Source organism: Bacillus sp. JJ722 (assembly GCF_036963345.1).
Classification (GTDB): domain Bacteria; phylum Bacillota; class Bacilli; order Bacillales; family DSM-1321; genus Bacillus_AD.
Genome location: NZ_JBALMO010000296.1, coordinates 1 through 2,076, shown reverse-complemented (window position 1 = coordinate 2,076; position 2,076 = coordinate 1). Strand labels below are relative to the sequence as shown.

The window sequence follows — 2,076 nt, the reverse complement described above, 5'->3', positions numbered from 1 at the left end:
GTTATTAGCAGTGCTTATGCTTGGGTAAAAGGAAATCATATTGAGGATTCTATTGCTAAGATTTGTTCAAATAAAGGAATAGAATATATTCCATCCAAAGCTGGTTATGCTTGGGGATATTTACAATTTTCTAATAAGGATACTAGATCATTATTTATTATTAAAAATAAATCCTCTTTAGGTAGAAATATTTCCTCTATAAAAAATGTCACTGCTGATGAAAATAACTATCTAGTTGAATTATCTAACATTAACAGTGACTTAGATATATCTCTTTTTGAAAGTGAAAAAACTAAGAATACACAGTTATCATTCTTTGAACAAACTGTTGATTTATTTCATGTAGAAGACTTATTAAGCGAAATTAATAGGTTGAAAGAGGCTTATGATAGATTTTATGTAATTTCTTATGAAATAGAAGATATGTCTAAAATGATTTCTGAAATAAAATTACTTTTACCTTCTCCGGGTTTGGTTAATACTTATGAAGTAGATGATTGGACTCATTTTATAAAAGATTCTTCAGTTGAGATAAATGATGAAGATTTGGAATCGATAAAAAATGATACAGAACCGCAACGTTCTATAGTATTTGGAAATTATGGTATTGAGGCTAAAAAAGAGCAAAAAGTTAGAGAGACAGATTAATAAGGGAGGTTGCTGACTTATGTTTGTTGGTGAAAAATTAACCAACATCCGATTACTTCATGGACTTTCAAGACAAGAATTAGCAACTATGCTTGAAGTTACAGAGCAATCCATTTGGCAATATGAAACAGGAATAACAACACCAAAGTTAGAAACAATTAATCAAATGAAAGAAATATTTTCTGTAAGACCGAAATATTTTTATTCATCTGATTTTTTAACGAATGAGATAAATGAAAATAATATTGCTTATAGATCTACGGAAAGATCCAGCAGAAAAAAAACAAAATCAGAGAGTATACATTTAGAGTATTTGAACAGTATTATTGTTTTTATGGAAGAATACGTTAGCTTACCAAATAACGTTTTACTGGAAGTTAGAAAGTATGCAACCACGTATATAAAGAATAATTGCACCCAGAGTAGGGATGAGATTATTGAATATCTTGCCACATATACAAGACATAAACTTGGTTTAGCAAGAAATAATAATGATAACTTATTATTTCTAATTGAAAAAGCAGGAGCCTTTGTATTTGAGAAAGCTCTTGGAAATAGTGTTGATGCTTATAGTACTTGGTCAAGATTTGATAGAGCATATATTATGTTAGGAAATATGAAAAAATCTGCTGTTAGAAGAAACTTCGACATAGCTCATGAATTAGGCCATTTGGTTTTGCACCATTTAAAAGATATCTCCGAATTAGAAAAACATGAATATGATGTAATAGAAAAGGAAGCAAATCTTTTTGCTTCAAATTTTTTAATGCCAACGAATGAAATACGTAAAGATTTTACGAGCATTGCAAAAGTATCTAATCCACATTCTTATATAGATATCAAAAAAAAATGGAATGTATCAATTGCAGCGTTAGGTTATAGGGCCTATTTCTTGAATGACATGGATTACAAACAGTATAGATATTTTAATTCATTATTAAATCGTTATAATTATAAACAAAATGAACCATTAGATGACGAATTAGTTATCTTTAGACCAGGTAAAATAAGAAGTTTATTTCAGTATATTTTTGAGAATGGTCACTGTAGCTTTGAACAATTACTGGATTACACAAATTTCGAGATTAATTTATTTGTACAACTTTTTGATATTGAAAGTGCCTTTTTTAAAAAATACTTAAATACAAGTAAGAAGGTATTTGACTTTACACCAAAAATACAAAATTTATAGTACTACCAGCCAACTGAAGAACACTGAATGACGTTTAATAACGATGTTTGGTGTTCTGTTTATATACGATTAATTGTTACTATTATATTATTTTGTAGGTATAATGTAATGTGAGGTCGTTTGTAGATATTTGATGAGGGGGAAGAGTTTTGATAAGTAAAGAGGTATTGGAGGAATTTAAAAAGAATTCATTAAGTGCAAATAAATTATTGTTGAAGAGGAACGTATTATAAAGA

2 protein-coding genes are annotated in these 2,076 nt (G+C 28.5%); both read left to right on the top strand.

The window, feature by feature from the left end:
* Positions 1-648 (top strand): hypothetical protein (locus V7014_RS24240; RefSeq protein WP_335511177.1); only part of this gene is annotated, 648 nt, incomplete at its 5' end.
* A 19-nt stretch (positions 649-667) separates the two neighbouring features.
* Positions 668-1,840, top strand: coding sequence for a helix-turn-helix domain-containing protein (locus tag V7014_RS24235; RefSeq protein WP_335511175.1), 1,173 nt, complete (start codon positions 668-670; stop codon positions 1,838-1,840).
* Positions 1,841-2,076 lie beyond the last annotated feature (236 nt).

Bases quoted from the DNA above. Each gene is read 5' to 3' on its own strand.
- V7014_RS24235 (WP_335511175.1), top strand. From the start codon at position 668: ATGTTTGTTGGTGAAAAATTAACCAACATCCGATTACTTCATGGACTT.